Source organism: Shewanella sp. TC10 (assembly GCF_009663145.1).
GTDB lineage: Bacteria > Pseudomonadota > Gammaproteobacteria > Enterobacterales > Shewanellaceae > Shewanella.
This window is the reverse complement of record NZ_VKHR01000012.1, coordinates 58,099-84,341: the sequence shown is the minus strand read 5'-3', so window position 1 is coordinate 84,341 and position 26,243 is coordinate 58,099. Positions and strand designations below refer to the sequence as shown.

Annotated in this window: 24 protein-coding genes; 12 read left to right on the top strand and 12 right to left on the bottom strand. The window is 40.0% G+C overall.

What is annotated here, in order from left to right:
• Positions 1 to 2 precede the first annotated feature (2 nt).
• The 10 genes from FNZ24_RS06345 to FNZ24_RS06300 form a co-directional block, all read right to left on the bottom strand.
• Positions 3 to 1,274 (bottom strand): SAM-dependent methyltransferase, encoded by a 1,272-nt coding sequence (locus FNZ24_RS06345; protein WP_153913621.1) that lies wholly within the window; start codon positions 1,272 to 1,274, stop codon positions 3 to 5.
• Between the two features lie 121 nt (positions 1,275 to 1,395).
• Positions 1,396 to 2,226 (bottom strand): DUF1365 domain-containing protein, encoded by an 831-nt coding sequence (locus tag FNZ24_RS06340; RefSeq protein ID WP_153913620.1) that lies wholly within the window; start codon positions 2,224 to 2,226, stop codon positions 1,396 to 1,398.
• 10 nt (positions 2,227 to 2,236) lie between these two features.
• A complete protein-coding gene (locus FNZ24_RS06335; protein WP_153913619.1) occupies positions 2,237 to 3,505 on the bottom strand; it encodes an NAD(P)/FAD-dependent oxidoreductase in 1,269 nt (422 codons plus the stop codon).
• 212 nt (positions 3,506 to 3,717) lie between these two features.
• The gene (locus FNZ24_RS06330) at positions 3,718 to 4,515 is read right to left on the bottom strand and encodes an SDR family NAD(P)-dependent oxidoreductase (protein ID WP_153913618.1); all 798 of its coding nucleotides are present in this window, start codon (positions 4,513 to 4,515) and stop codon (positions 3,718 to 3,720) included.
• Positions 4,512 to 5,111 (bottom strand): nuclear transport factor 2 family protein, encoded by a 600-nt coding sequence (locus FNZ24_RS06325; protein WP_228768399.1) that lies wholly within the window; start codon positions 5,109 to 5,111, stop codon positions 4,512 to 4,514. Before FNZ24_RS06325 ends, FNZ24_RS06330 begins: the two co-directional genes overlap by 4 nt.
• A gap of 300 nt (positions 5,112 to 5,411) precedes the next feature.
• Positions 5,412 to 6,812, bottom strand: coding sequence for an ammonia-forming cytochrome c nitrite reductase subunit c552 (locus tag FNZ24_RS06320; RefSeq protein WP_153913635.1), 1,401 nt, complete (start codon positions 6,810 to 6,812; stop codon positions 5,412 to 5,414).
• A 55-nt stretch (positions 6,813 to 6,867) separates the two neighbouring features.
• Positions 6,868 to 8,079: an NnrS family protein gene (locus FNZ24_RS06315; protein WP_153913617.1), complete on the bottom strand. Its 1,212-nt coding sequence runs from the start codon at positions 8,077 to 8,079 to the stop codon at positions 6,868 to 6,870.
• Positions 8,080 to 8,298: 219 nt separating this feature from the next.
• Complete coding sequence (locus tag FNZ24_RS06310; protein ID WP_153913616.1) at positions 8,299 to 9,798, bottom strand: cryptochrome/photolyase family protein; 1,500 nt, start codon at positions 9,796 to 9,798, stop codon at positions 8,299 to 8,301.
• A 26-nt stretch (positions 9,799 to 9,824) separates the two neighbouring features.
• A complete protein-coding gene (locus FNZ24_RS06305) occupies positions 9,825 to 10,784 on the bottom strand; it encodes a YbgA family protein (protein ID WP_416384820.1) in 960 nt (319 codons plus the stop codon).
• A 232-nt stretch (positions 10,785 to 11,016) separates the two neighbouring features.
• Complete coding sequence (locus FNZ24_RS06300) at positions 11,017 to 11,943, bottom strand: DUF368 domain-containing protein (protein ID WP_153913614.1); 927 nt, start codon at positions 11,941 to 11,943, stop codon at positions 11,017 to 11,019.
• A gap of 282 nt (positions 11,944 to 12,225) precedes the next feature.
• Between FNZ24_RS06300 and FNZ24_RS06295 the strand changes: the two genes are divergently transcribed.
• The 5 genes from FNZ24_RS06295 (at position 12,226) to FNZ24_RS06275 (ending at position 15,846) form a co-directional block, all read left to right on the top strand.
• Complete coding sequence (locus FNZ24_RS06295) at positions 12,226 to 12,702, top strand: hotdog fold domain-containing protein (RefSeq protein WP_153913613.1); 477 nt, start codon at positions 12,226 to 12,228, stop codon at positions 12,700 to 12,702.
• A gap of 169 nt (positions 12,703 to 12,871) precedes the next feature.
• Positions 12,872 to 14,179, top strand: a complete 1,308-nt coding sequence (locus FNZ24_RS06290) for a DUF418 domain-containing protein (RefSeq protein ID WP_228768398.1) — start codon at positions 12,872 to 12,874, stop codon at positions 14,177 to 14,179.
• Positions 14,180 to 14,199: 20 nt separating this feature from the next.
• Positions 14,200 to 14,814, top strand: a complete 615-nt coding sequence (locus FNZ24_RS06285; RefSeq protein WP_153913612.1) for a YceI family protein — start codon at positions 14,200 to 14,202, stop codon at positions 14,812 to 14,814.
• 13 nt (positions 14,815 to 14,827) lie between these two features.
• The gene (locus tag FNZ24_RS06280; RefSeq protein ID WP_153913611.1) at positions 14,828 to 15,166 is read left to right on the top strand and encodes a DUF1294 domain-containing protein; all 339 of its coding nucleotides are present in this window, start codon (positions 14,828 to 14,830) and stop codon (positions 15,164 to 15,166) included.
• A gap of 209 nt (positions 15,167 to 15,375) precedes the next feature.
• A complete protein-coding gene (locus tag FNZ24_RS06275; protein WP_153913610.1) occupies positions 15,376 to 15,846 on the top strand; it encodes an FKBP-type peptidyl-prolyl cis-trans isomerase in 471 nt (156 codons plus the stop codon).
• Positions 15,847 to 15,978: 132 nt separating this feature from the next.
• Here the strand turns inward: FNZ24_RS06275 and FNZ24_RS06270 are convergent, their stop codons facing one another.
• Positions 15,979 to 17,196, bottom strand: coding sequence for a M24 family metallopeptidase (locus FNZ24_RS06270; RefSeq protein ID WP_153913609.1), 1,218 nt, complete (start codon positions 17,194 to 17,196; stop codon positions 15,979 to 15,981).
• Positions 17,197 to 17,414: 218 nt separating this feature from the next.
• Here FNZ24_RS06270 and FNZ24_RS06265 point away from each other — a divergent pair, with 218 nt between their 5' ends.
• The 5 genes from FNZ24_RS06265 (at position 17,415) to FNZ24_RS06245 (ending at position 24,333) form a co-directional block, all read left to right on the top strand.
• Positions 17,415 to 19,202, top strand: a complete 1,788-nt coding sequence (locus FNZ24_RS06265; protein WP_153913608.1) for an aminopeptidase P family protein — start codon at positions 17,415 to 17,417, stop codon at positions 19,200 to 19,202.
• Between the two features lie 274 nt (positions 19,203 to 19,476).
• A complete protein-coding gene (locus FNZ24_RS06260; RefSeq protein ID WP_153913607.1) occupies positions 19,477 to 20,778 on the top strand; it encodes a DEAD/DEAH box helicase in 1,302 nt (433 codons plus the stop codon).
• A 586-nt stretch (positions 20,779 to 21,364) separates the two neighbouring features.
• Positions 21,365 to 22,000, top strand: coding sequence for a peroxiredoxin-like family protein (locus FNZ24_RS06255; RefSeq protein WP_153913606.1), 636 nt, complete (start codon positions 21,365 to 21,367; stop codon positions 21,998 to 22,000).
• Positions 22,001 to 22,198: 198 nt separating this feature from the next.
• Positions 22,199 to 22,846, top strand: coding sequence for a DUF2913 family protein (locus tag FNZ24_RS06250; RefSeq protein ID WP_153913633.1), 648 nt, complete (start codon positions 22,199 to 22,201; stop codon positions 22,844 to 22,846).
• Positions 22,847 to 23,523: 677 nt separating this feature from the next.
• Positions 23,524 to 24,333, top strand: coding sequence for a RecX family transcriptional regulator (locus tag FNZ24_RS06245; RefSeq protein ID WP_153913605.1), 810 nt, complete (start codon positions 23,524 to 23,526; stop codon positions 24,331 to 24,333).
• 37 nt (positions 24,334 to 24,370) lie between these two features.
• Here FNZ24_RS06245 and FNZ24_RS06240 read toward each other — a convergent pair whose 3' ends face one another.
• A complete protein-coding gene (locus FNZ24_RS06240; protein ID WP_153913604.1) occupies positions 24,371 to 24,949 on the bottom strand; it encodes a DsrE family protein in 579 nt (192 codons plus the stop codon).
• 260 nt (positions 24,950 to 25,209) lie between these two features.
• On the opposite strand from FNZ24_RS06240, the gene FNZ24_RS06235 reads away from it, so the two are divergent.
• Both FNZ24_RS06235 and FNZ24_RS06230 read left to right on the top strand, forming a co-directional pair.
• A complete protein-coding gene (locus tag FNZ24_RS06235; protein WP_153913603.1) occupies positions 25,210 to 25,476 on the top strand; it encodes a DUF2960 domain-containing protein in 267 nt (88 codons plus the stop codon).
• A gap of 14 nt (positions 25,477 to 25,490) precedes the next feature.
• On the top strand, positions 25,491 to 26,000 hold the full coding sequence (locus FNZ24_RS06230) for an RDD family protein (protein WP_153913602.1): 510 nt from the start codon (positions 25,491 to 25,493) through the stop codon (positions 25,998 to 26,000).
• Positions 26,001 to 26,243: the final 243 nt, after the last annotated feature.

Sequence of the window (26,243 nt, the reverse complement as noted above, 5' to 3'; positions counted from 1 at the left end):
GTTTATAAACCACTTGCCAATGTAGTGCGATAATCAGGACGCACAGCGACTAAATGAACCGTACTTGTCGTGCGCTCTAAAAAACCACCTTCACAATAGCTTAAATAGAATTTCCACATTCTGATAAAGTCATCGCCATAGCCTAATTGCTTAATGGATTCTTGGGCTTTATCGAAACGTTCATGCCAGTGGTAAAGCGTTTGTGCATAATCTTTGCCCATATCGTCAACGGACCACACTACCATGTCAGTTTGTTTAGCAATGTGCTTATTCATTTCACTCACTGAAGGTAAGCAACCACCTGGGAAGATATAACGCTGAATAAAGTCGACACCTTTGCGATAACTGTCATAACGTTGATCAGCAATGGTAATCGCTTGAATCAACATTTTTCCAGAGGGCTTAAGTAAGGTTTCTAATTTCTTAAAAAAGCCGGGTAAGTATTCATGTCCTACGGCTTCTATCATCTCAATAGACACCACTCGGTCATACTCACCTTCAAGTAATCGGTAGTCACTCTTTAACAAGGTAACCTTATCTTGCAAGCCTTCTTGATTAACTTTTTCAACGGCATAGTCGTACTGAGCATCTGAAATGGTCGTCGTTGTTACATCAACATCAAAATGCTTCGCAGCGTAAATGGCTAATGCTCCCCAACCTGTTCCAACTTCTAAAAGGCTCTGACCAGGTTTAAGCTCCAAGCGCTCGCAAATAGTTTGCAGCTTGTGAATTTGAGCTTCTTCTAAACTTGCATCTTTATGAGGGTATAAAGCACTTGAGTAGAGCATTTCTTTATCAAGAAACTGCTCATACATTGCATTACCTAAATCGTAATGCGCTAGAATATTACGTTTAGAACCCGCTGCAGAGTTTCGATTAAACACATGGGTTAACCGATTCATACCAACGCTAAACCAAGAAAAATAACGTTCGATATTATCGAGTAGTGCTAAGTTACGTGCGAATAACTGAACAACTTTGGTCAAATCAGGGCTGGACCAGTGACCTTGAATGTAAGCTTCACCCGCACCAATTGAGCCACCCCATATAATTTGTTTGTAAAAGCTTGGATGTGACACTTGAATACTGGCGTGTAAGTCAGATTCAAAATCTCCGAAACTTAAACTTTGCTCCGCGGTCGCATGATTGTCAGAATTTACAATAGTTAAATAGCCGCCAGAGAGGTGTTTTAACGCGCGTAATAATATTTTCTTTGCAAAGCTGTCTGAAATCGTTGCTTGCACTACACTCGCATTAATCGCTGTATTTTCCATATCTCTCTCCGCTTCCTACTTTGTAGCAATTTAATAATGATATCTTTCAGTACGTAACAAATTTGATTTTGGTTTAAATAAACTCACTCACATAATTAAGACGAATAATTAAGACTATTTACTAAGACTGGGGATGCGCAATAAATGGGATTTTTTTGACAAATAGTTTCATTGCTTGCCAGTAAATCCCCCACATTATTTTCAGTGTCATCACTGGAAAACCCACTAACATCTTACGCACATTGCTGGCGGTAAATGGCCTTCTTTTGAGCTGAAGACTTGCATCAAATAGTTTGTTATTCGCATCATCTCTATTTTGAATCGTGACATTAAGACGCTTACTGGGGGCGACAACTTGCCATTGATAATGCATATCTAAATTCATAAATGGTGAAACATGAAAAACTTTGTCTGTGCTTTGGGTTTGCTCTAGGTTGACCAAATAACAATGGCGCTGATCCCATGGGGTATTACTGACTTCAGCTAACATATAAATGGGCTTGTCTTCTTGATAACAAAAATAGAAGTTAACAGGGCTAAAGTAAAAACCGAAATGACGAATTTGGCCAGCAAAAATAACGCTTTGGCAATCTTGAGATGCTCCAAGCTGTTTAATCGTCCACAACACCCGTTGCTTTAAGGCCTGCTCTGGTGAGGTTTCATCACTTGCAGAAACATCCATGAGGTTTGAATCTTGCTCTGTTAACCGTGCATCAGAAAATTGCTCCGCAAGACAAGTTAAATAGTCATCAGGATTAAACTTTAACATTGACCATTTAGCGGTACCGAAAAACCGGCTCACTTTATTTAATGCTTTGACTTCATCTAAGTCGATTGCCAATAGCGCCATTTCATAAGCAAAGCTGTGATTTTTAGGTGTAAAACGTCGGTGACTCACCTCGCCTTGATATACACCGCTATTAAAATCATCTTCGACAGTATTTGTATTCATAAGCAGGTACTCAAAGACTTATACCAAAGTTATTACACACATCTAGGCCACTACGCACTCCATCCTCATGAAAACCGTTATACCAATAAGCGCCAGCAAAATGGGTATGACGAACACCACAAATACGTGAGCGCTCTTTTTGCGCATTCATACTCGCTTCATTAAATACCGGATGGGCGTAATTAAATTTACGTAAAATCTTACTACTATCAATGGACTCTGTTTGATTTAAAGTTACGCAAAATGTGGGCGCATCTTTAGGTAACTGCTGCAGAATATTCATATTGTAGGTCACACTAGCTGGCTTGCTAGCAATATCATCAGCATCTTTACCATCCAAGCGGTAATTCCAGCTCGCCCACGCAGCTCTTCGTTTCGGTAAAAGGTTCACATCGGTATGCAGTACCACTTCATTGTTTTGATAAGCCATGGCACCTAATACTTCTTGTTCATCTTCAGAAGCATCTACCAACATGGCTAAAGCTTGATCACTATGACATGCCAAAATCACTTCATCAAAATACTGCACTTCGCCATTGTTGACTCTAATGTTTACCCCATCCTCTTTACGCTCAATGGATGTCACCCCAGAATTTAACAATAGTCGCTCTTTAAACGGTGCTATTAGCGCAGGAATATAGCTGCGAGAGCCACCTTGAAGTACATACCATTGAGGTCGGTCACTGATATTAAGTAAACCATGATGATGGAAAAAACGAATGAAGAAACGCAGCGAAAATGCGCGCATATCATTAATGCTAGCAGACCAAATCGCCGCGCCCATTGGCAAAATATAATGCTCACTGAAAAACTCAGAAAACCCTTGTGAATCTAAAAATTCACCTAAGCTGTTTATTTGATAATCTTCAGCGTCATAAATGGCTTTACATTGGTTATTAAATTTAACTATCTCAGCTAAAAAACGGTAAAAATCTGGCTTTAATAAATTACGACGCTGGGCAAACATACTCCACAAAGTGTGGCCGTTGTACTCGAGCCCGGTGCGAGTATTTTGAACGCTAAAGCTCATTTCAGTTGGTAATGACTTAACATCTAAACGGCTCATCAACTTTTGAAATCTTGGGTAAGTTCTATCGTTAAAAACGATAAAACCACTATCGATAGCATATGGCTTTCCTTCAACTTCAACATCAATCGTTGCGGTATGGCCACCAATATAATCATTTGCTTCAAACACAGTAACTTGGTGCAATTCACTGAGTAAATGTGCACAGGTCAACCCTGAGATACCCGAACCAACTACGGCAATTTTTTTCATATTAATCCTTCAGGCTTTTCGTTTAATTATTGTTTTAATTATTGTTTTAATTATCGTTATTAACTGTTCTTTAAAATACTGTGTTCAATTCACTTTAAACAGTTTGAACTTCTGTACAGCTCTGCTAAAAAGTTGTGCTTCATAACCCATGCTTAATGAATGCTCGACCATGACGGTTCATATTGCTCGACCATGACGATTCACAATAGTGATCAAGCTTTATCTGCATTAGGTGTTAGCATGCGAGAAACAAAAGCTTTAGGTAAACATGCTATGCACTTTAGTAAATAGGTAAATCGTTTAGGAAAATGTATCTCGCTTTGGCCTTTATTCATGCCATAGATAATTTCAGATGCTGCTTTATCAGCAGAGATTTGCATCGGCATCGCAAAATCGTTTTTGTCAGTTAATGGCGTTTTCACAAAACCAGGACAAATGACACTTACGCCAATTCCATAGGCTTTTAAGTCTATGCGAAGACTGCTTGCCAAATAATTAACCGCAGCTTTTGAAGCTCCGTAGGCTTCAGCTTTAGGAAAAGGTAAATAAGTTGCACTTGAACTCATTAGCCCCACCCGACCATTAGCGCCAACTAACGGCAAAAAGTGCTCTAAGCAATACCCCATGGAAACAACATTAGTTTGAATCACTCGTTCAAATAGCGCGCCATCGAAATGAACAGGATTATTGATGTACTCACAGCTACCAGCATTAAGTATCACCATGGTTAAACTTAAGTCATTTTGCTCAAGGGATGTTGAAAGCTGCAATGCAGCTTGCCGTATTTGATCTTTGTCGTTGATGTCAAAAACAAGTGGCGTCGCGCCTTTTATGCTATTTAACTTTTGCTCATTTCGACCGCAAGCAAAAACATGACAGCCTTTTTCGACATATTGAAGTGCTAGCGCAAGACCAATTCCGGAGCTTGCGCCAGTAATTAGCACAGCCTCTTTAGTCTGGGTTGTTAATTTGTTGGGTGTGGATGGTGAATCCGACAATGAGCTGTTCATGACGATGCCTTTGCTTTCACCATGCCAATCACTTTGCCTAAAAGTGGCAATTGTTCATATAGCATTTGCCCTAAGTCAAAGTAATCCCGGTGTGCCGTTATTTTTTCAGAAAACGAAAGGTGGCTCATGCCATCAACAGTGATAGATTTACCACCATTGAGTTTGCTGTGGCTGTAGGTCATACGCCAGAATATAGAAGCTTGCGAAGATGTAGAATTAACTTGCTGAATATCAAAATCAATACTGTCTACATTTTCGTAGAGATTAGCGAAGTAGTTTGTAAGGTCGTTTAGGCCATCCACTTTATGCAGTGGATCTTGAAACACAACATCCTTGCTATAAACCTGCTTAAGAAGATGCAATGAATTTTTATTAAGCGACTGGTACATATTGATAAAGTCATCAATAATTTGTGGCTGAACTAATTCATTAGCAAGTTTATCTGCAGCAACACTTTTTGGCTCAGCTCCCTGCTCAGTAAACAGCTCAGTTCCCTGACTCGTTTTAGTGAGCTTTATTTTAGAGGGCTCTATTTTAGTGGGTTCTATTTTAGTGGGCTTTAGTAACTCACTAACGTTATTAGCGCTACTGTGCATTAAAATCTCCTTGAACTATCTCATTAAACATCATGTTGCCGATATAACACGGTGCGCAATTAATCTTTCGAGTAATTTTTAACAATTAAAACGAGTAGTTATCTATTGATACTAATCTTAGTTGAAAGATTTGTCTTACAAAATTTAAACAAAAATAAAATTATTTTGTTAATTTTATATACGCTAAATAAATGGATGAAGATCAAAAAAGGCGCTTAGAATTATCTAAGCGCCTTTTTATTATTAAAGCGGAATATTATTAAAGCGGAATATAGTTAAAGTAGATTTCTAACTAAAGCGTTATTGATAACCTCTTATTGCAATTGGGTTCCAATGCTTCTCTACTTCTTCTTTGATGAACTTCTGTTTTGCTTCACTCAACTTAGCTTCATTAATACCCACAGCGGCATGTGCGGATTCTTTTGAGCTAATATCTGGATATTCAACGTCAGTGACTTTTAAGCTTTCAAGCACTTGCGCTAATACCGCTCTTGCCATTTTGGCTTGTGACGTCGCTCGGGTTAACAACATACGTCCTTCATCTGGATTATGTGCATACAAACCATGTGAGGCCATCGCAAAATCCCAATGCCATTGGCCATGACGAATCGCCATAATTGCACTGTTCATTTGTTCCCAGTTTGCGCCCGCATCCCAAGCAGCTTTTGCTTCGTAATGCGCTTTTACCAGTAAACCTTCCACTTCACGTGCCATGGTTTCAATTTCATGCTTATCAGCATCTAATTTTGCGGTAATCGCTTCTTTACTTTCATGACAACCAATACAGGTTTTATCAAAATGCGGCAGGGCTTTATCTACTTTGTGATTAGTAAACTCTTCACCTTTTTCATTTTCCTCAACCGGCATATGACAAGTGATACAGGTAACATTGGCTTCAGCATGTTTACTGCGACTCCAATGCTCAAATTCTGGATGACGAGCCTTCAATATTGGGGTTTTAGAAATCGGGTGGATCCACTCGTAAAAACGACGGGTATCGTAATACTTCAAAATATTGTCGGTATCACTGCCAAAAATCCATGGCATATTCACCACATTACTTTTTTCCGGTTGGAAGTAATACGTCACATGACATTGGCCACACACTTGCGCACCTTGCATGGAAACATCTTGTTTCTCAAACGGAATACCTGTCTTCTTCATTGCGTTTTGCGCATGAGGACGTGGTAACGCCAGTTCAGCACTACCATCCACATGACAATCAGTACAATAAACCACACTATTAATTTCAGTGCCTAAATCGGTAAAATTTGAAGCAGAATAGCCTTCAAAACCCATCTCTTTAATCAAGCGAGGAGCATCAGGAGTTTTACAGGTCCAGCAACTTGCTGATGTCCCCATTTCACCTTCTTTAGGTGGCACACCTGTTCGTAGCGTTTGGGTAACATCAGCCACAGCAAATTGGTGACCGCGAGGACTATGATATTCTTTAGCAAAAGATGAACCAGCCCATAAGATAATATTGGCAGGATAGCTAGCAAGCATGTCTTCTCGTTCAGTTTGCTCTTCAGTTTCAGCCCAAGTTTTAAATTGATCTGGAAACTTAGCCTCATTAACATCAGCTTTAGCAATCGCTGTAGCGCACGTTGCCGTGGTTAATATCGCACCGAGGGCTAAACAAAAGTTCTTGCTTAAGCTTTTAACTGTTAAGCGTTTTTTAGTAAACAATGCTAATTGCATATTCACAATTCTTCCTTTAAAAATAATCATTAAATGGCTTAATAACCCTAAGTTATTAACCCGGACGCCCATCAATTCGTGGGCGCGACAAAATTGGACTGTAATGCCAAACAAATAGCCCAAAAGCTAAAAACCAAAATCCACCCGCTAACCATAACCAGGTTTGTGTTTGAGCCGGAAACATTAGCGGCATCACCGCTCTCAAGAAAGCTGCAATAGGTAAGCAAATAAACGCAAATACCATATTGGGACCTTGATATATGTTTCTACTGGTGTGGCCGAGTGAAACCCGTGAGATCATCGATAAACACAATGAAGCCAAACAACCAATGGCAAACAAATGCAATAAGCTTCGATAAGCAAACTCATTGTTAATAAACCAACCTAACCCTAGTAAAGCGATAGGCAAGGATAAATACGATAAATGAAGAGACCACAACATAGGCTCTTTTAACGTTTTATGGGGCAACCATCGACTCATTCGAATCAAGTGTAATACACCGGCGCTGAGCAATAGCACTTGCTCTACGGCCATAGGTAAAACCTTAAAAATGGCCTGGACAACCAGTGCAACCATTAACACTAACAAGCTTTTTTCTAATGCAAAAATGGATTCGGCTTTCGTTTGCTTGACTCGCATTGCTGTAAAAAAGGGAATCACTCTCCCGCCAACAATGGTAATCAACAAAGCCAGCCAAAATAACATCCCTTGCCAAATTTGATTAGCTAAAATGAAATTACGTTCCTGTAATGCGTAATAACTCACAAGATTCACAACCAGTGCAACACTAAGCATGATCGAGAAACCAATGTTTTGCCATTGTTTGACACGATAGACACTGCGCCACATAGTGAAAGCAGCTGTCCCTAAAAAGATGCTGTCGAATATCGCAGGTAAAAACAAAGGGATATCAAATGGAAGCAACAGCAATAATCTAGCCAATAACCAACTTGCAAATGTAGCAGCTAATGTAGAACCTTTAAGACTAGGTTGATTGGTCCAGGTTTGCACTGCAGTCAGTAAAAAACCGCACACTATTGCCATAGCAAAGCCAAATAACAACTCATGAGGATGCCACCATAACGGCAATACATTCGACCAAAAGTTGCTATTAAACAAACTATATTGTGGTGTGTACCAGCCCATTAGCCATAATGGAATATACAACATCGCCAGCGCTGCCCCGCCTAAAAAGAAAGGCCTAAATGCTAATCGCCATATTGCCGCGGTTTTTTCTGTTTCTGCTGGGTCGTCAATATTTAGCATAATAATCAAACCTTTTTGATAAAATATTAAAGATGCATTTAAAATATATGTTTATTGTATGTGGTTATGCTCAATCCAGCAATCATAAAAATAACTCATCTTACTAACCTAGTAGAATCTGTGATCTGTAGCAAAGAAAGTGAGTAGAATTACTCAATAAAAAAGCCACTATCAAGTGGCTTTATCAAATAACGAATGGCTTTAATGGGGTATCCAGTATCAGCGCTTTAGTGCACTTAACACTTCAATGGCCCGTTTTCGCGCTACACTATGCTCGACCATCGGCGATGGATAAACTGGACTGGAACCCCTATCTTGTTGTGTAACATTGTCAAACAAATCATCCTCCGAAAAACCTGCCTGCTCATTAAAACGAATTTCAGACTGTTCAATAAACAAAGGCTGATGGATCAGTTTCAGTGATTGCTGCGATAACTCAGGCACATACTTTTTAATGAAGCTTGCATCAGGGTCAAATTTACTGCTTTGATTCATAGGGTTGAACACTCTGAAGTAAGGCTGTGCATCACACCCTGTTCCAGCAGACCATTGCCAACCACCATTATTTGCAGCGAGATCGCCATCAATTAATTGCTGTCTAAAATACTGCTCGCCCCAACGCCAATCGATAAGTAAGTGTTTAGTGAGAAAACTGGCCACCACCATTCTTAAGCGGTTATGCATCCAGCCCGTTTGATTAAGTTGTCTCATTGCAGCATCTACAATAGGGAAACCTGTACGCCCTTCACACCACGCCGTAAATTCAGTTTTATCATTACGCCAAACCACATAATCGCCTTTTTCATTGAAGCTTTTACCTTTTGAAAGACGAGGAAAGGCAACTAACAAATGACGATAGAACTCACGCCATGCTAATTCGTTTATCCATGTTTTAGCTGGGCTCGTATCATCCACCAGCCCCTCAGGATAATAATGTAAAGCAGCAGCTAAGCATTGCTTAGCACTTATCACCCCAATGGCTAAATATGGCGATAACTTACTGGTGTTATCGAGCGCGGGAAAGTCTCGTTCTAATTGATAATCTTGAATCTTATTTATACAAAATTGATCGAGTATTCGTTTGGCCTCGCCCTCACCTGCTCGCCACAGCTTACTTGAACGTTTATCGGCATCAAATTCGATAGTTGCAGGTGTAGGAAGCGCAGCGCCAATAGGTGCTGGAACAGATAATGGCGCGATCATTTTACTGGCTGCAATTTCACGCCACTTTTTAGAAAAAGGCGTAAATACCTTGTACATTTGCCCCGAAAGGTTATTTACGTCACCCGCATTAATGATGCAATCTTGAGCCACAAAAGTAATTGGCAATCCTATATCGAGTAATTGCTGATCACGTTTTCGCTCATTAAACTCAGGTTCTTGGCTTGCAAATATTTGCTCAAATTGATTATCGACGATAAAGCCTGGCATCCAATCCATCACATCATCAAACCATGGCAAGGTCACCACATTAAGCTTTACTCCAAGCGATGCTAACCCTTGGGCCAAAACATTCACATGTCGTTCAATAAAATCGATTTGAATCGGCGCAACATCATGGCTTTGCCATTGCTTAGGGCTAACAATATATAAGGCTTCAACCTGAGCGGTAGAGTCAGGTTTGCTAGTGTGTTGCTGACGAGCAAAAGCGAAGGCTTCGCAAACAGCTAGGTTGTCAGCAAGACGTAAATCTTGCCTAAACCAAATGAGAGTTTTCATTTACGCGCCCTCAACAGCATTAACAACTAATAGGCATATCTTAGTCTTAAGGCCTCTGGATGAGGGTTAAGATAAACCTGCCCTTCTATGTACGGCGTTGGAAACTCGCGTAAATAGTGGTTAATCAAAGTAATAGGCACCAAAAGAGGCAGCAATCCTTCACGGTATTTCATGATTGATTCACTAAGCTCTTGCTTCTGCTCTTTAGAAAGGTGCTTTTTAAAGTAGCCCTGAATATGCTGTAAAGTACTAGTATGATTCTTTCGGGTTGCTTTAATTTTTAACGCCGTCATAAAGCCAACAAAATAGGTTTGCGCAGTCGCATCAAGATCATCAATCTGGGCGAGAATAGGCCCTAAATCACGATACCATTGAGGGCTATGTGCCATTAAAAGATATTTATAACGCGCATGAAACTGCATTAGCTTGTGCTTAGTCCAACCTTCGGCTTGTAAGGTATGCCACTCATGATAGGCATACACTCGGGTGATAAAGTTTTCTTTAATCACAGGGTCGTGTAAGCGCCCTTCTTCTTCAACAGGTAACTCAGGGTATGTATCCATCAATTTTTTTGCAAATACACCCACACCACTTTTAGTACCATTATTGGTGCCATATTTGTACTCAATCACCCGCTCCATCCCACAAGTTGGAGATTTAGCACATAAAATATAACCGCCAATAAAGTCGAGTTCACCGACGCGTTTTTGACTGTATGCTTCAAGTTTATCTGTGACATCAATACTGCCATCACCACTCTTGATATAAATTTTATCGCCATCGCGTTCTTGACGAATACTTTTGCGCGGAGCACCCATACCAATTGCCATTTCAGGGCAAACACTGATGTAATCAAAAAATGGAGCAAGGTCGATATTGCAATAGTTTGAGTTTTTATGGCCGCCGTCAAAACGGACTTTTTGTCCTAATAGGCAGCTACTGATACCGATTTGTATTTTTTCAGGATTAAAGATTTCTTGATTCACGATACGACTCCTTGTGGCTTAAACAACATTACGAGCTGTAATGGTTTTCAGATCACTTGTGTGTATTGATATTAGTCTTTAACTTATTAAATTTTAATAAAAAGAAATAATTTATTTTATTATTTGGGAATGATTAACTTTGAAGGGGCATGCGATGGTTAAAGCGATAGTTATTACGATGAGCTATTTACTGCCTAGTTCAAGCCAGTAAATAGCCATTTTAGATTACCCATTAGGCCTTTTGGGCAGAGCGTTGACCGAACTTCTCTAATCCCCAAACCAAGCCAATTCCCACCAATAGGCACACAACAGCAGCAGCTAATTGCGAAGACTCGCCGGTCAGTTGTTCAAACTGCATCGGTGATAAGTTTTGCTCAGTTAATGGCACTTGTTCGCCCTTAGAGTTTTCACGCCAAGTGATGACTTCTTTCCAAGGCCAAATTTTTCCTAAGGTGCCGAGCATTAATCCGGTTAGAAACAATAATGTTTCGTCATGAAATTTACGTAACATCGCTGAAAGCACATGACTGAAGCTGAGCAAACCAACCACGCAGCCCATAGCAAAGCATGCAAGCAGTAAGATATCAAATCCCTTCGCCGCAGCTAATACAGCTGGATAAAGTCCAAGCAGCAGTAATATGAAACTGCCTGAAATACCCGGCAAAATCATTGCACATATGGCAATGCATCCAGCAAAGAAAAAGCTGGTATAGCCAGCATCTAACTCAATTGGGCTTAACACTGTAATAAACCACGCAAAAGCAACACCTAAAACGAATAAGACACAACGTAAAAGGTTGATACTTTTAACTTGTTTAAGCATGTGAATAACAGAAAACAAGATTAAGCCAAAAAAGAACGACCAAACGGGTACAGGGTGATTGGTTAACAACCATGAAATTAGCTTAGCAAGGCTGAATATGCTCGTCAGGATCCCACCAAATACCGCCACTAAAAAAGGACCATTGATATGCATAAATGCAGCTTTAATCCCCTGTTGCTTTATCACGCCGATTAATGAAGGGTTAATCTTTTTAATCCCCTCCAATAGTGGTTCTAAAATCCCAGTAATAAACGCAATCGTGCCACCCGAAACACCAGGAACCACATCCGCGGCGCCCATCGCCATTCCTTTGAAATAATTTAATAGTTGCTGCAAAGCCATTCCTTAATCAAACATTTGAAAACTACATTTATCTAATTAGCGCTGAGACTATATGTTGAGACCACATTTTAAGACAGTGCAATCGCCCAGAAGTGCCAAAAAAGTTAAGCCGAATTATACCTGTAACTGAGCTTTAGACTAATTAATCTTTCTCAACTTAATTAGGTTATGTGCAATCAGTTACAAGGATGTTAAACTATTTTCAAATCAACTCATCAGACCAGATGGGTAATAATTCTAAATAACCAAAAACTCTAATAAAAGAAAAGGATTGATATGAGCAGCTCAAAACCCAACCATGTTTTAGCTTTATACAATAGGGTTACCAAGTATCCTTTTGGTAATAAGATTTTTTCCATCATGGTCTCAAGAATGGCACCGTACTTTTCCACGGTAAAGCCTTTGGTGACAGAGCTAAAAGTTAATCGTTGCTCAGTGTTAATCAAAAAGCGTAATGCGGTGCATAACCATATCAAAACGGTACATGTTATCGCCATTTGTAATGGCTTAGAGATGGCGATGGGCGTTATGGCTGAAGCATCAATCCCAAAACATCTCCGCTGGATCCCAAAAGGAATGTCTGTTGACTACACTGCTAAAGCCGGTAGTGACATACTCTGCGTTGCCGAAGTCACACCAGAACAATGGCAAGTAGGTGACTTAATGGTTCCTGTTAACGCTTATGATACTGATGGTAATGTCGTGGTAAAAGGCACCATTAAACTGTGGATTTCTGAAAAACCACAAAAATAACATATCAATGATTGAAACGAGTCAGCAGTTTCAAACTAAGCAATGGCATAAACTAAGCAATGGAATAAACTAAGCAATTGTTTTGAAAGTCTAATCCTGTATCTTTTTTAGTTACAGACTGTTAGGCTTTCACCTTCCATTCATTATCAATAACAATAAAAATATAGATATGAATAGCGCAAAGGATTCTGCAGCTCATATTAGTTCCCCTCATGCTTCGAGAACTCAAGCTTCGGCAATTGATAGTTCGACAATTGCAAGCTCGACAATTAAAAACTCAGCTAATAACCATCCAGTTTCAGCCAATGGCCCAACGATCGTCCAACGACCAAATACGATTAATGAAAGCCATGGTAACCGTAATACCAATATTGATGCCTTAAGAGGCATAGCCATTTTAGGCATTTTGTTCATGAATATCTTTTTTATGAATGACAGCTTTTACGGCTACGCGCCTCACTCCCCCCAAATACAGTCCGACATCATTTTAGAAATATTCAGTAATTTCTTCCTTGAAGGGAGATTTTTAAGCCTGCTATCTATTTTGTTCGGTGCAGGGTTACTCATTCAATATCGCCGTTATGAAGCCAATGCGTTACCAGCATATCCTTTAATTAAACAACGCTTAAAGTGGTTAATTATTTTTGGCTTAATACATGGCATTTTCATTTGGGGCGGCGATATTTTACTCACTTATGGGATCAGTGCATTCTTAGCCCTCAATTATATTAATTCGGATATCGGCACGATTAAAAAACGCGCTAACCAGTATATTTTTATGGCGTTAGTTATCGTGGCTTTATTTAGCTTAACCATGGAAGAAGAGCATTACTTCAGAGGCTCAGAACTACATCAACAGCAGCTTTTAGATTGGTCTGCAGCTTATATTGATATTGTGCTACTACAGCTTTTGCAGGTGGGGTTTATGTTATTAGTTATCCCTCTCACTATAATGTGGTTTACAGCTGGATTAATGATGTGGGGAATGGCACTTTATCAGCAAGGCATTTTTGAGCATGGTTTAGATAAAAACACCTTATTAAAGTGCGTTGCGGTGGCGTTTATTTTTTCGACTATTGACTCAACAATCAGCTTTTCAGCCAACCCCATGTTAGTGGAGTTATCAACGATCATGATGATGGTAAGTGCAGTCGCTATGGCACTTATTTATGTTCATCTTGTGGTCAAAGCCTGTCAAAACAGCGATCAAATTCTCGCGCCATTTCAAGCCGTCGGTAAACTGGCTTTCAGCTGTTATATTTTGCAGTCACTCATTGGCGTCGGCATTTTTCGTTACGCTATCAACCATTATGCAAGTGACTTATACATGAGCCTGAATAGAGTGGACTATTTCCTGATTGCAATCATAATAAGCCTGTTACAGTTAGTGTTAGCGCCAGTTTATCTTAGATATTTTAATCAAGGCCCATTAGAAGCCCTGTGGCGTAAACGGGTTATGGCAAAGTTCAACACGTAAACGGCAAATCAGGATGACCTATGAGTCAATATCTCAAAGTATTATTTACGGGCATAGCACTATTATCGTTAAGCAGCTGCGTTAGCTGGATAGCCCCCAATGTAGAGTCTGAACTGGTTGAGCTGCAATCGGGTGAATATCAATTAGATGAAAACCATGCTGCGTTAATATTTAAAATCCAGCATCTTGGATTATCAACCTATGTCGGCCGCTTTAACCAGTTTGATGCTCAACTTAACTTTGACCCAAGCAATATGGCAGCAGCAACGCTCAGCGCCGTAGTTGAGATAAACTCGATTGATATTAATAATCCTGACTTAGCCGAAACATTACAAGAAGACACTTGGTTTGATAGTGCTCAATTCCCTCAAGCGGTATTTGTTAGTCATACCGTTACTCCCATTGATGACACCAGCTTTAATTTCAGCGGTGATCTAACCTTGCGCGGCGTAACTAAACCCGTGACATTTAAGGCCACTTTTCATGGCGGCGCCGATAACTGGATGACAGGGAAATATACCGTCGGGTTTAGCGCAGTGGGACAAATTAAACGTTCAGACTTTGGCATGAGCAGCTACATTCCAATCGTTGGGGATGAAATAGATTTAGAAATTTATGCAGAGTTTTTAAAATAAAAAAAGCGAGTAAATGATGAAAATTTTCGGCCTGATAAGTTTAACTACCATGTTAGTCATCGGCTTTATGATTTCATTGAATTTAGGTTACTACTTAGTCGCTATCAATGGGATCAGTGGCTTTATCACATGGCGAGATAAACGCGCTGCCAGTAAACAGCAATGGCGTATTCAAGAGCAAACATTACATGGCTTTGCACTCATTGGTGGTTGGCCAGCTGGTGTCATTGCTCAGGAAGTATTTAGGCATAAAACCCAAAAATCACCATTTAAATGGGTATATCGATTGATGATTTTACTTAACTTCTCTTGCGCATCTTTATTGGCTTATATCACTTTTTTTACTCAATAATGTCACATTTGACAGTTATTTCCGCTGCTAGATAAAACCTAAACACAACAAAACAAGCTTTCGCTTTACCCTGCTAAATTCAATCAGTAACATGCACCCTACAAGCGTTTATATCATGAGCTGTTATTAGACCTCTTCATTGGAGACTCTGGTTCAACCTTGAGCTTTCAGCGGTATAAACTTAAAAAAAATACATAGGAATGAACACTATGAAAGTCGTTTTGGCTGTATGCGTTATCGCAGGACTCATCTTTTACTTTTTCACCCAATCAAATAATAAAAAAGCAGCGCAAGAGAATATCGTTAAGGGCGACGCTTTCTTACTAGAAAACCAACAAAAAGAAGGTGTAGTAACCACACTTTCGGGCCTGCAGTATTTAGTGATGCACAAAGGTGAAGGAACTGAACACCCAAAAGCGACTGATACCGTTACCGTGCATTATCACGGCACCTTGATTGATGGCACTATTTTCGATAGCTCAGTCGACCGTGGTCAAAGTATTGATTTCCCACTTAATCGCGTTATTCCAGGTTGGACTGAAGGCGTTCAGTTGATGAATGTTGGCGATAAATTTAAATTCTTTGTCCCAAGCACTTTAGCCTATGGCAACCGTGCAGCAGGTAAAATTGAAGGTGGTTCGGTACTGATTTTTGAAGTTGAGTTATTAGCGATTAACTAAGACTAAAACTAAGAATAAGACTAAGCATAAAAATAAAACCGTTAAAAAGTCTGAATCAAAAAATGCCCTATTGGCTTAATCACCAATAGGGCATTTTTATTTTGCTCAAGCATTCGGTTTTAGCGCTAAGAATTACTTAGCTAAACCAAACGGATCGTCAATAGACTTAGCTGGTTTAGTAAACCAAACAGGGCCAGATTCAGTCATGTAGAAATGATCTTCGTGACGTACGCCAAACTCGCCTGGTACACACAGCATTGGCTCATTACTAAAACACATACCTGCTTCTAGTGGTGTGTGATCATTTAGTACTAAATAAGGCCACTCATGAATATCAAGACCTACTCCATGACCCGTACGGTGCGGTAAACCAGGGACATCATATCCAGGCCCAAAGCCAGCATCGACAATCACAGCTCTTGCAGCTTTATCGACATTAGCGCAGGTTTCACCAATTTGTGCAGCAGCAAAAGCGGCTAATTGTGCCTCTTGCTCAAGTGCCCATAAACTACGTTGACGGTCATTTGCCTCACCATAAACATAAGTGCGAGTGATGTCAGAGTTATAGCCGCCTAACTGACAACCAGTATCAATCAAAACCGTATCATTTTTTTCTAGTGTTTTGGGTGATTTAACGCCATGTGGATAAGCAGTATCTTCACCAAATAACACAATACAGAAATACGAGCCCGCTGGAGCGCCAACACGTTTATGAGCTTCATGGATAAAAGCTTCAACCTCAGCTGTGGTTATCCCTTCATGTAACATGCTGGCTGCAGCAACATGCACTGCTAAAGTCATATCTTTAGCGCGTTGAAGTAACGCGAGTTCTGCAGCAGACTTAATCATTCTACAACCTGCAGTAATGCTTTTAGCATTAATGTAGTTATAGCTATCATCAGCAAGTCGCATACCATCAAAAATGAAAAAAGCAGTAGACTCATCAATGCCTACCTTGCCGTTTTTAATCCCCATATTTGCCAAGGTCTGAGCAAATAAAGCATATGGACTTTCATCTTCTTGCCAAGTATTTACCTTACCTTTAATCGCCATATACCCTTCTAAGGTATCTAGCTCAAATGCTGGGGCAATATACTCAACCTCACCAACAGCAGGAATAATGACTCCTACAACTCGTTCACTGGCGTACCATTTTGTGCCCGTAAAATAGTACAAATTAGTCCCTGCATTAACATAAATCGCTTCAATGCCTTGCTGCTTCATTAAGCGTTGTGCTTTAGCAATACGCTGTTCAAATTCAGGTAAACCTATGCTGGCTACATCCATTGTCATATCCGACAAACTAGCAAATGCCTGTTCTTGGGTTTGAGTACCGACACCTATGGTCATAAATGACTCCAAAATTAAGGGTGATGAGATATTTGCCATAGTGTAAACTGCAAATCAAAAATGTATACAATATAAAGTTACAAAATATGTTTAATGGCTTATCACAAATGCAACAGCTAAACATGCAAGCTCTTTACTTGCAAAGCACCTAATGCAATTGCGATAATCGCCTTTCCTTAATAAGACTGAGCCAATCAGCAACCTCCAATGGAGCTACCATGTCAGAGATCATTAATCAGCGCCTTGATGCCATTCGTCAGGAACTTACCAAACATAATCTAGATGCATTCATTATTCCTAGAGCTGATGAATACCTCGGGGAATATGTCCCAGAGCGAAATGAACGCCTACTATGGGCAACGGAATTTACCGGTTCAGCTGGCATGGCTATCGTATTAAAAGATAGCGCGGCAATTTTCATTGATGGTCGTTATACCGTTCAAGTTAAGCAACAAGTTAGCCCAGAGTTATTTAGTTACCAAAGCTTGTATGACACGCCACAGGTAGAATGGTTAATTGAGCAACTTGGCGCAGGAAAAAGAGTCGGTATCGATAGTCGCTTACACACGCTAGCTTGGTTTGAGCAAGCTGAGCAGAAACTGATTAAAGCTGATATGAGTTTAGTTTGTGTTGATGAAAACCCAATTGATATCCATTGGCATGACCGCCCTGCGCTTTCAAGTGAGTTAATTACCTTATTTAGTCATGAAGGCGCTGGCCGCAATAGTCTTGAGAAACGCCAACAAATTGGTGAGCTAGTTGCGAAAGAAGGCGCTGATATGGCTTTAGTTTCAGCACTCGATTCATTTTGCTGGTTATTGAATATTCGTGGCAGCGATGTGCCACGACTTCCGGTGACACTTGGTTGTGCGCTGTTATCAGCTAATGGTGATATGACCTTATTTGCTGACAGTAATAAACTGCCTGCAGGCTTTAATGAGCATGTAGGTAGCGGTGTTGAGTTTAAAGATGAATCATTACTTGCCGATGCTCTGGCTCAATTAGACGGTGTAAAATTACTTGCTGACCCAAATACCGCGAATGCTTGGAGTCAATTAACAGCTAAAAATGCTGGAGCGATTCTAATTGCAGGTAGCGATCCTGTTGCACTACCTAAAGCGCAAAAGAATGCAGCAGAGCTTAATGGCATGCGTGAAAGCCATGTCAGAGATGGCGTAGCTGTCAGTCGTTTTCTTGCATGGCTTGATCGAAAAGTCGCAGCTAATATCATGCATGATGAAGCTGAACTCGCTGATAAACTTGAATCGTTCCGCTTAAGCGATCCGCTATATCGTGAGCCGAGTTTTGATACGATTTCTGCCACCGGCGGCAATGGCGCTATGTGTCATTACAATCACCTCGATGGCACTCCAAGCAAAATGACCATGAACAGCATTTACCTCGTTGATTCTGGTGCACAGTACATTGATGGCACCACAGATGTTACCCGTACAATAGCCATTGGCGATGTGACTGCCGAGCAGCAAAAAATGTTCACATTAGTCTTGAAAGGACATATTGCGCTAGACCAAGCTAAATTTCCTAAAGGGACTTCAGGTCAGCAACTTGATGGTTTTGCTCGTCAGTACTTATGGCAGCATGGTTTTGATTACGACCACGGCACCGGCCACGGTGTAGGCCACTTCTTGAGTGTTCATGAAGGGCCGCAGCGTATCGGTAAAAATGTCAATGGTGTAGCACTTGTACCAGGTATGGTGCTTTCAAACGAACCAGGATATTACCGCGCAGATGAATTTGGTATCCGTATCGAAAACTTAGTCGCTGTAGTTCCATCAACTAGCTTAGCCAATGCAGAGCGAGAAATGATGGAGTTTGATGCGCTTACACTTATCCCAATGGATAAGCGTTTAGTTGATAAGTCATTATTGTCTGAGGCTGAAGTGAACTGGTTTAACGCATATCACGCGCTAGTATTTAAAACCATCTCACCCTTGATGCAAGGTGAAGACTTAGTCTGGTTAACTGAGGTGACTCAAGCAATTTAACCTTAACTGAATGTAGTAAAGGTTAACGGTTTCGAAAGCCAAGCGAGTTAAAGCTTGGCTTTTTTATGCCAACATTGAGGTAACTTATAACCGAAAAAAGCACAATTAAAACCCTGATTAATCAACTAAACCAGTTCGTTGAAAATTAAGTTAAGAATTAATCAATTTTATTTGTTATACTCCGCCGCCGCTTGTAATAGCCGTTATACTTCTATCTACAATCGGCAAGCATTTAAACTGTTGAATAACGTGATTACCATAGGAAAGTCTACCGATGAAATTTGAATCTTTTAGCTTCGCCCCAGAAATACTAAGTGCGATCGCTGATTGCGGTTATAAAACTATGACACCTGTTCAGCAGCAAGCTATTCCAGCTATTCGCCGCGGTGAAGATGTGCTCGCAAGTGCGCAAACGGGGACGGGTAAAACAGCAGCATTTTCCTTACCAATGCTACAGAAAATGGTAGAGAACCCTCGCGAATTACAACACTCAAATACTCGCGCATTAATTCTTACGCCAACACGCGAATTAGCTGCGCAAGTTGCCGAAAACATTAACGACTACAGTAAAAATATCAACATTGAAGTGTTGACCATTTATGGTGGCGTTAAAGTCGCAACTCAAGCACAAAAGCTTAAACGTGGTGCTGACATTATTGTCGCGACGCCAGGTCGCTTATTAGAGCATCTTCAAGCATGTAACTTGAGCTTATCAAACGTTGAGTTTTTAGTGCTTGATGAAGCTGACCGTATGCTAGACATGGGTTTTAGTACTGACATTCAAAAAATCCTTCAAGCAGTCAACAAACAGCGTCAGAACTTATTATTTTCGGCAACCTTCTCAACAGAAGTTAAAAAGCTGGCTAACGAAATGCTCGATAAGCCAAAAGTGATTACAGCCGACAAACAAAACACCACAGCAGCAACGGTAAGCCAAGTGGTTTACCCTGTTGAGCAGCGTCGTAAACGTGAACTGTTATCAGAGCTCATCGGTACTAAAAACTGGCAACAAGTCTTAGTGTTCACCGCCACTCGTGATGCTGCAGATGTATTAGTAAAAGAATTAAACCTAGATGGGATCCCATCAGCAGTAGTACATGGCGAAAAGGCACAAGGTAGCCGCCGCCGTGCACTACGTGAGTTTGTTGAAGGTAAAGTTCGCGTATTAGTCGCAACAGAAGTGGCAGCCCGTGGCTTAGATATTCAAAACCTTGGCTATGTTGTTAATTACGACTTACCTTTCTTAGCAGAAGATTATGTTCACCGTATTGGTAGAACTGGCCGCGCAGGTAAATCAGGTACTGCTATTTCGTTTGTAAGCCGTGAAGAAGAGCGCACATTAGCGGATATTGAAAAGTTAATTGGTCAGCCGATCCGTCGTATCACAGTTGCTGGCTATGAAGTGGGTAGCCGCGAGCTATTACTTAAGCAAATTCAAAAACGTCGTAGTTTTGCTAAAAAACAACAACGCTCAGACAGTGCTGGCGCTCAGGTTGCAGCAGAGCGTAACATGCAAGGTCGCCGAGTTACCGTTGGTAAATCTAGCAGCACTGTAAAATACAAAAAACTTAAGTAATTTATATTTAGTTGTGACTTCATATGTAACTCCATTAAAGGCGCTGATAGCGCCTTTTTTATTGCCTGCTGTTTGTCTTTAATAACAAAAAGTAAACCCATATTCACTTTTACTTTTTGTCTTTAATAACAAAAAGTAAACCCATATTCACTTTTACTTTAATTCAATGAAATAAAAACTGCTATGCTCAGGTCTAATTAGGGTCTGATGATCTTTCAAGGTTATTTTTGCAGCGAATTGTTGACTATTTATACAAGGTAGAGACTTTGTGGTGTAGTTATTCTACATAAAAAGTCGATAACGCAGTAAAAATGGCCAACAAACGCTGCCCGAAGGGTTCGGCTAAAAACGTTTTAATCTTTGTTGTATGCATCTTTGTGAATAAAAGGTGCTTAGATGACTAGGCATCAATCCATCCGCCTCAATTAAAATGTTTTTAACTCGAACAAAACTCAACCAGCAAAGATCAACAGCCCCTAGTCGCTGTTAAAGCGAATTTGAACGACACCTAACGATCAACCATAAAAAAGTGTCTAGTTAGGGCACTTAAACAGTTCTTCCCTTTTAATTGAATATGGATTTCAGCATGTTAAAAAAAATTATCTTAGCCGCCGCAGTGACACTATTTAGCTTACCTTCATTGGCTAAACCTATTGCTAGTGATGAATATCACGTAATGCCACTAATGAATGGCCAGCAAATCCCTAGTGTTGAGCTGCAGGATGTAGAAGGGAATAAAGTTAATCTTGAAGAACTCACAGCCAAAAAACCAACGATCTTCTTTTTCTATCGTGGCGGCTGGTGTCCTTTCTGTAATGTGCAAATGGGACAATTAAAGGCAATTGAACCAAAACTAATTGAAATGGGTTTTCAACTAGTGGGGATTTCACCAGATTCACCAGAAAAATTAAAAGCGTCAATTAACGACAATGAATTAGATTACTTGTTGTTGTCAGATGAAAAAATGGCGGCTTCACAAGCGTTTGGTATTGCGTTCTACACCAGCGAAAAAGTGACCTCTATGTATCAAGCAAAACTCAAAGTAAACAACACACTTTGGACTACGCCTGAGGGTGAAGAACGCTTAGTTTTACCTGTTCCTGCAGTTTATGTAGCTGATAAATCAGGTCTGGTGCATTTTCAGTACATCAATCCAAACTATAAAGTGCGTCCTGCTCCAGAGCTAATTTTAACTGCAGCAAAATTACTACAACAGCAGTAACAGTTCATTAATTTAAGTGCTGTAAACTTTTGCAAAGCACAGATTCATTTGCAGCTTTTGGTGGCAGTGATTACATTAAGTTTGTAGCAGCGGTTTAACCACCTCTGCTACAATACAGCTAGAGTAATTTATCCAGTTGCAACGTTCCATCATCGAATATTTCTGTGATGGAACAATTTAATGAACGGTGCCCCAATAGTGCAAACCCAAACATACAATCAAGCCATTTTAGACGTCGCCGAAGCAGGCATTCAAGCACTGCAAGATTCTGCTGAAAATCAAAAAGCCAAGCGTACACCCGCTCAAGAAAGTCATTTTTTATGTGCATGGCTAGTTGAATCTTTTCGAATAAAACGTTTTTCAAAATTGGTAGCCGACGACATTTCAGCTTGGATCAGAATGGCTCGTAGCCAAGGTGCTGGTGCTATGCTACCTCAGCTATTTGAACGAATTGCCAAGCAGTACCGACAAGTACAACAAGCTGAACTATCCCAACATCAAGGTATAACTCAATTATTAGCAGAACTTGAAAGCGAAGATTGGTTTGTTATCGCTGATAGCGCTTTCTCTGATAATCGCGGCACTAAACTCAAACTCGCAGGTAATGGTCAGTCAAGCCTTGTGGTGTGTGAGTTACAACTTGAAAGCCATTTTGATGGTGAAAAGTTAGTTAAATCACTGCCTATTTATGTTCGCGGTGATGAAAATCACTTTGCTGAAAAAGCCTTAGAAAAAGGCTTGTTAGTCAGCCCTGGCAACAAAAAAACCAGTATGATAAAACATCATAAGACTTATCTTATTGCCCCTAATAACCAACTGAAACAACTGTGCTTTTTAATTAAATAGCCTTATCTACTTCTTATTGGTACCTAAAGTCGTGGCAAGCTGTTCACGACTTTTTTTTTCGCTGCCTCATCTCTAATTGCATCTGCTGATAATCTACCTACCATCAACGAATTGTCATAAACGAATAACCATATAAGAACAGTCATGAACGAATAACCATATACAAACAATCGTGAAGTATTCTAAACATGTCACATTAATCTCTTCTTTCAGCCTGATTTTAGAAGTAGGAAGTAGGAAGTAGGAAGTAGGAAGTAGGAAGTAGGAAGTAGGAAGTTACAACTAGAAACTGACAAATTTGGATTTCAGCTAAAGCTTTCTTATACTGATTTGGATGTTAATTAACATCAATTTCGAACATTCAGCCTTTATTCAAGTCAGAGGAAATTAAACATGGACGTGCTTTATAGTGTTTTATCATGGGGTTCTCCTATAGGCATAGGGTTATTCTTTTTCTTTTCTTGCTCAGGAGCTGGCATTTTATTCTGGGGCATTTCTCATTTAAAAAATGACCGCCAATAGCTAGCATCCGTTTGCTAACATAATAAACCCTTGCTGTATGAGCTCAAGCCGAATAAACCCTAGCTATATAAATGAGTCCAGTAAGTTCTGATGCTTATCGCTTAGATGTTCTGCTACACTGCGATTGATTTTACTTATCAAAAGATCTACTTGTTATGCAACGTCAAACGCTTCGCCAAGCCAAAACCATTGATAATGTGTTTAACAGTGCCTATTGGCACTTAAGTCAGCAGGATTTCACTATTAGTGAAATTCGCACCAAATTAGAGCGAAAAACTGATAATCAACAATGGGTTGATACTGTTCTCGCGAAATTAATTGAAAGTGGTTATTTAAAAAGCAATCAAGATTTTGCGGTGCGTTACTGTGAATTGGCTTTTCATAATGAAATTGGTACTAGCGCCATAAAACGCAAATTACAGCAACGAGGGATATCAATACCCGAAATTGATAATGCGATTGAACAAGTCATGGAAACTCAACAAATTGATACCTTTGAAATGGCGAAATCGCGCTTACTCAACAAGTTTGAACACTTCCAAGGCACGAATAAAGAGAAAGTTTACGCTCAGATGACCAGTAAAGGATTCTCAAGAGCTGAAATTGATCATGCATTATCTGTACACCCACAACGGGAAACATTGCGCAGTAAATTAGCTTTAAAAGCTGATAAAGCTGATTTAAGAACTGAAATCATCAAGCTTTATAATAAAGGCAAAGGCGAGAAGGTTATTTTACAAGAATTGAAACAACGCCTCATTGATATCAGTGAGTTTCAAGATACGATTTATCAGTTAAGCCAGGCTGAAGAAATCGATTTCTATCAAAGCTGTAAAGAGCAACTGATGAAAAAGCGTTACGACTTATCAGACTATAAAGATAAATCGAAAGCCTATGCCTATTTATCGCGTAAGGGATTTGGCAGCGATGAGATTAAAGAAGCGATGCAATTTGATGATGAGTAGCATCGCTAATCAGTTGATTTAGATGAGTTATTACACGCTAAAATGGGTTTGAGCTGTAATCTTGCCGCGCCAATACAGCGTGCGCTGTCATAGCCGATAACGCCATTTCAACACCTGGCAACAAGGACGCATTATCTAACCCGTAATAAGCAGCGCTTTGGCCACAAATATATATTTTAACGCCATAGTTAACCAATTGTTCAACTAAACCTTTGTTCGCATTTATCAGCTGTTGAGTCGCTAATTCTTGAGGTAATTGCCCTTGATAAAATGAATCCTTTGCTAAGTCGGCAACCGACGCACCATGAACCACCATGGCCAATTGAATGTTCTCAGCTTTAACACCTGCCGCAACATGCATATTAATGAAACGTGCCAAAGTATTTAAATTGCGATTAACCTCACCAGGTTTTGCAGCTTTACTCATATCAAAAGCGACTTTAAACACCATATCTTTGGGAATAGATAGCTGAGACTCGACCTTCGCAATCTGCCCATAGCCTTTAATTGCAGTGCCATCTTTAAATACTTCCATGCCAGCATGTGCAGGAATTGCTACCATTTGAAAAGCTAACCCAATTACGCCGATAAACACTATCTTAAGACTTGCAGACATTCTCTTTTCCTTTTGTATTGTGCCAATGAGCAACTCATTGTCGCTTCCCCTGTTATAAACAGATTTCGGTTTGATTTATGACTAGATGAATCATGTGTTAATTGCCAGTAAAAGCTATTCATCAGTGCTATCTTGCATCTTCAGCTTTCGTTATAATAGCCAACTTATTACAGCCGTGTCAGCATGAAAAGTGCAGCTGCTTATTTAGTCGTATGAGTTTATTTCTGCTCATACCACAGAACCCGATTTTAGGAGTTTCCATGGCTCGCCAAGTCATTTATATCTTTAAAGGTAAAACCAAAGTTATCCCGTTTAGCTATGACATTCATCACGACTTATATGAAGCCGCAGCAGAAGCGGAAGGCATAGATTTAACCCGCTTTCTCGCGATGGAACAACAAGTGGCGATGACTTCAAAAAAAGGCGCTAAGGCTGAAAAAGAATTCCGTAAAACTGAATTTGCTCGTTTTGGGTTTAGCAGCATTAAATTTGTCAGAGAAGACGACGAAGAAACACCAACTAGCTAATTCAAAGGGTTTACATGATTAATTCAGAACACGCGAACTTTCCTAGAGCCAGCTTTATTAAACGTTGTGGCGCTATGATTTATGATGCTTTACTTGCAGTGGCTGTATATATGGTTGCAGGTGTGATTGGCTTCGGACTCTTTTTTGGTTTAACCAGCACTGGGGTTATCGGTATGAATGGCCATGAACATGTTTCTGACTTACTGAACCAAACACCGCTTTACCAAGGCTTCTATCAACTTTGGTTAGTGATCTGTGTAGCTGGGTTTTACGCCATATTTTGGAGCCGTGGAGGCCAAACATTAGGTATGCGAGCTTGGCGTTTAAAAGTGCAACACCCAAATGGGCAAAACTTAAGTTTTATTACTGCTATCGCCCGTGTGGTTTGGTCTTTTGCTGGAATTGGCAATTTATTTATCCTGATTAATCCAGATAAACTAGCCTTACAAGATAAAATGACCCGCTCTGAAGTTGTGGTTTTATCTGTTGAAGCAAATCAAATGCGAAATTGGCGCGGTGCTTAGGCTAAGCATTTAAAACTCAGTGCTTAGGCTTAGACTTAGTAATTAAGACTTTAACTCGGTATTTAAAACTTAACGCTTAAAACCATTTATAAAGAGTCAGTATTACTTTTGTAGCAGCAATCATCCCATTAAAGCCAATTGAATAATCAATTGGCTTTTTTCATGCTTAATCATAAACCCTAACTGCTAGAGTCTGAGTCCTTCCGTACCCAATTAACGCAACAATAACCCTCAAGAGACAAA

Excerpts from the sequence above, each read along its gene's own strand:
- FNZ24_RS06290 (WP_228768398.1), top strand. The coding sequence starts at position 12,872 with ATGAATAGCGCAAAGGATTCTGCAGCTCATATTAGTTCCCCTCATGCT.
- FNZ24_RS06320 (WP_153913635.1), bottom strand. The coding sequence starts at position 6,812 with ATGCAATTAGCATTGTTTACTAAAAAACGCTTAACAGTTAAAAGCTTA.
- FNZ24_RS06335 (WP_153913619.1), bottom strand. The coding sequence starts at position 3,505 with ATGAAAAAAATTGCCGTAGTTGGTTCGGGTATCTCAGGGTTGACCTGT.
- FNZ24_RS06310 (WP_153913616.1), bottom strand. The coding sequence starts at position 9,798 with ATGAAAACTCTCATTTGGTTTAGGCAAGATTTACGTCTTGCTGACAAC.
- FNZ24_RS06280 (WP_153913611.1), top strand. The coding sequence starts at position 14,828 with ATGATGAAAATTTTCGGCCTGATAAGTTTAACTACCATGTTAGTCATC.
- FNZ24_RS06295 (WP_153913613.1), top strand. The coding sequence starts at position 12,226 with ATGAGCAGCTCAAAACCCAACCATGTTTTAGCTTTATACAATAGGGTT.
- FNZ24_RS06260 (WP_153913607.1), top strand. The coding sequence starts at position 19,477 with ATGAAATTTGAATCTTTTAGCTTCGCCCCAGAAATACTAAGTGCGATC.
- FNZ24_RS06235 (WP_153913603.1), top strand. The coding sequence starts at position 25,210 with ATGGCTCGCCAAGTCATTTATATCTTTAAAGGTAAAACCAAAGTTATC.
- FNZ24_RS06325 (WP_228768399.1), bottom strand. The coding sequence starts at position 5,111 with ATGCACAGTAGCGCTAATAACGTTAGTGAGTTACTAAAGCCCACTAAA.
- FNZ24_RS06230 (WP_153913602.1), top strand. The coding sequence starts at position 25,491 with ATGATTAATTCAGAACACGCGAACTTTCCTAGAGCCAGCTTTATTAAA.
- FNZ24_RS06345 (WP_153913621.1), bottom strand. The coding sequence starts at position 1,274 with ATGGAAAATACAGCGATTAATGCGAGTGTAGTGCAAGCAACGATTTCA.
- FNZ24_RS06340 (WP_153913620.1), bottom strand. The coding sequence starts at position 2,226 with ATGAATACAAATACTGTCGAAGATGATTTTAATAGCGGTGTATATCAA.
- FNZ24_RS06255 (WP_153913606.1), top strand. The coding sequence starts at position 21,365 with ATGTTAAAAAAAATTATCTTAGCCGCCGCAGTGACACTATTTAGCTTA.
- FNZ24_RS06265 (WP_153913608.1), top strand. The coding sequence starts at position 17,415 with ATGTCAGAGATCATTAATCAGCGCCTTGATGCCATTCGTCAGGAACTT.
- FNZ24_RS06275 (WP_153913610.1), top strand. The coding sequence starts at position 15,376 with ATGAAAGTCGTTTTGGCTGTATGCGTTATCGCAGGACTCATCTTTTAC.
- FNZ24_RS06245 (WP_153913605.1), top strand. The coding sequence starts at position 23,524 with ATGCAACGTCAAACGCTTCGCCAAGCCAAAACCATTGATAATGTGTTT.
- FNZ24_RS06330 (WP_153913618.1), bottom strand. The coding sequence starts at position 4,515 with ATGAACAGCTCATTGTCGGATTCACCATCCACACCCAACAAATTAACA.
- FNZ24_RS06315 (WP_153913617.1), bottom strand. The coding sequence starts at position 8,079 with ATGCTAAATATTGACGACCCAGCAGAAACAGAAAAAACCGCGGCAATA.
- FNZ24_RS06285 (WP_153913612.1), top strand. The coding sequence starts at position 14,200 with ATGAGTCAATATCTCAAAGTATTATTTACGGGCATAGCACTATTATCG.
- FNZ24_RS06240 (WP_153913604.1), bottom strand. The coding sequence starts at position 24,949 with ATGTCTGCAAGTCTTAAGATAGTGTTTATCGGCGTAATTGGGTTAGCT.
- FNZ24_RS06270 (WP_153913609.1), bottom strand. The coding sequence starts at position 17,196 with ATGACCATAGGTGTCGGTACTCAAACCCAAGAACAGGCATTTGCTAGT.